Source organism: Zhongshania sp. (genome assembly GCF_041584495.1).
GTDB lineage: Bacteria > Pseudomonadota > Gammaproteobacteria > Pseudomonadales > Spongiibacteraceae > Spongiibacter.
This window is the reverse complement of the sequence record NZ_JBFHDY010000286.1, coordinates 1-1,403: the sequence shown is the minus strand read 5'-3', so window position 1 is coordinate 1,403 and position 1,403 is coordinate 1. Positions and strand designations below refer to the sequence as shown.

The 1,403-nt window shown below is 51.9% G+C and carries 5 protein-coding genes; all 5 read left to right on the top strand.

The window, feature by feature from the left end:
* Positions 1-22: 22 nt before the first annotated feature.
* The 5 genes from ABYP33_RS19190 (at position 23) to ABYP33_RS19170 (ending at position 1,255) form a co-directional block, all read left to right on the top strand.
* Entirely contained in the window at positions 23-193 is a 171-nt protein-coding gene (locus tag ABYP33_RS19190) for a hypothetical protein (protein ID WP_373092963.1), read from the top strand.
* Positions 190-417, top strand: coding sequence for a response regulator transcription factor (locus ABYP33_RS19185; protein ID WP_372809476.1), 228 nt, complete (start codon positions 190-192; stop codon positions 415-417). Before ABYP33_RS19190 ends, ABYP33_RS19185 begins: the two co-directional genes overlap by 4 nt.
* A 159-nt stretch (positions 418-576) precedes the next feature.
* Positions 577-867: a hypothetical protein gene (locus ABYP33_RS19180; RefSeq protein ID WP_373092961.1), complete on the top strand. Its 291-nt coding sequence runs from the start codon at positions 577-579 to the stop codon at positions 865-867.
* Positions 864-1,100 (top strand): hypothetical protein, encoded by a 237-nt coding sequence (locus ABYP33_RS19175; protein WP_373092959.1) that lies wholly within the window; start codon positions 864-866, stop codon positions 1,098-1,100. Before ABYP33_RS19180 ends, ABYP33_RS19175 begins: the two co-directional genes overlap by 4 nt.
* Positions 1,097-1,255, top strand: a complete 159-nt coding sequence (locus tag ABYP33_RS19170) for a hypothetical protein (RefSeq protein ID WP_373092958.1) — start codon at positions 1,097-1,099, stop codon at positions 1,253-1,255. The genes ABYP33_RS19175 and ABYP33_RS19170 overlap by 4 nt, the downstream gene beginning before the upstream one ends.
* The last annotated feature ends 148 nt before the right edge of the window (positions 1,256-1,403 follow it).

The following is a 1,403-nucleotide window of genomic DNA, read 5'->3' as shown; positions in this document are numbered from 1 at the left end:
ACAAACAATCAAGGGGTGAGTGATGGACGGTCTCAAAGACTTCACGTTCGGAATTATTGCGGGAATGTTGGTGATGGGTTTGGCTCTATTTGAGAGTGTGTATGATTCAGGCGCAATCGCCGCCCACAAAGGCGAGATAGTTTGTGTCAACATCCCGTTCAAAGAAGATAGATGGGAGTGCGGTGAGCCATGAAATACTCAGACAAAGGCCAGCCGCTTGCGGGACAGCCTTTGTCGCCCTGCCAACTTGACGTGCTATTCCTGATTGGCCAAGGGTACAGCAACAAAGAAGCTGCCAGAGCACTGGATAAGTCAATGCGCACGGTGGATACGCAGCTACAGATAATACTGGCCAAGCTGGAAGCAGAGAATAGAACAAACGCCGTGTACATCGCGGCAAAGAGGGGGTTGATATGATCGTCTACCAAGACAGAGCATTCTGCACAGCCAAAGAGTGCAAGCATTACGACGAATGCCCGCTAGTGGCCACGGATAAGGTCAGGGAGGAGGCTGAGAAGGCTGGCTTGCCGATTAGCTGTGTAGAGAGTTTTCGGTGTTTTGATAGGAGGGATGGGGATGAGTGAGGCGAAGTTTACTAAGGGGCCGTGGGAGGTTGACCCATTGGGGTCGGATTGGTTGGGCAGTGTTTTTACGCACGACGGCAGCATTCAGGTAGCTCAAGCCCAACAAGTGAAGCCGTATTGTTTGGATATTAAGCAGGAAGAGAGGCAGGCCAACGCCCACCTAATCGCCGCAGCGCCTGAGCTTTACGCGATGTTGGCTGAAATCGTCGATGATGGAGAAATCAGCCTTCACCAGATTGTGAGGGCTGAAAAAGCACTAGCCAAAGCAAGGGGTGAGGTATGAGCAATAAAAGCGACTTTCCAGCATTTCCTACACAGTCAAATGGCGGCGATATTTACGGTGGCGTGACCGTTCGCGAACACTTCGCCGCTATGGCGATGCAGGGGCTTTGCTCAAATATGGATAGGGTAGTTGCCACTGCCGAGCATGATGGGAGGCCAGAAGATGTAGATGAGTATTTGGCCGTGTTGTCTGTAGCGTTCGCAGACGCCTTGCTAGCGGAGCTTGAGAAATGAAATACAAACTAACCTACAGCCGCGAAGTGGGCGAAAACCTCAAATTCAAGTCAGTTGTCGTGTGGGGGCGAAATCTTACCACCGTATTGCACGATGCCGAGCGTACTGGGTGGGCTGCGAAAGGCTGGACTTTCCTGGGTGTAGAGCAATGCTAACAGACAAAAAAGTAACACGCGCCAGAATCAACGCCGAAAACTGGACGTACCAGCAGTGGGCAGACCTGTACGGCGAGAAGTACAACACGATGTACCACGCCATCACTGGGCGGACGTTTAAACATCTTGAGGTCGAGCCGCGCAGATT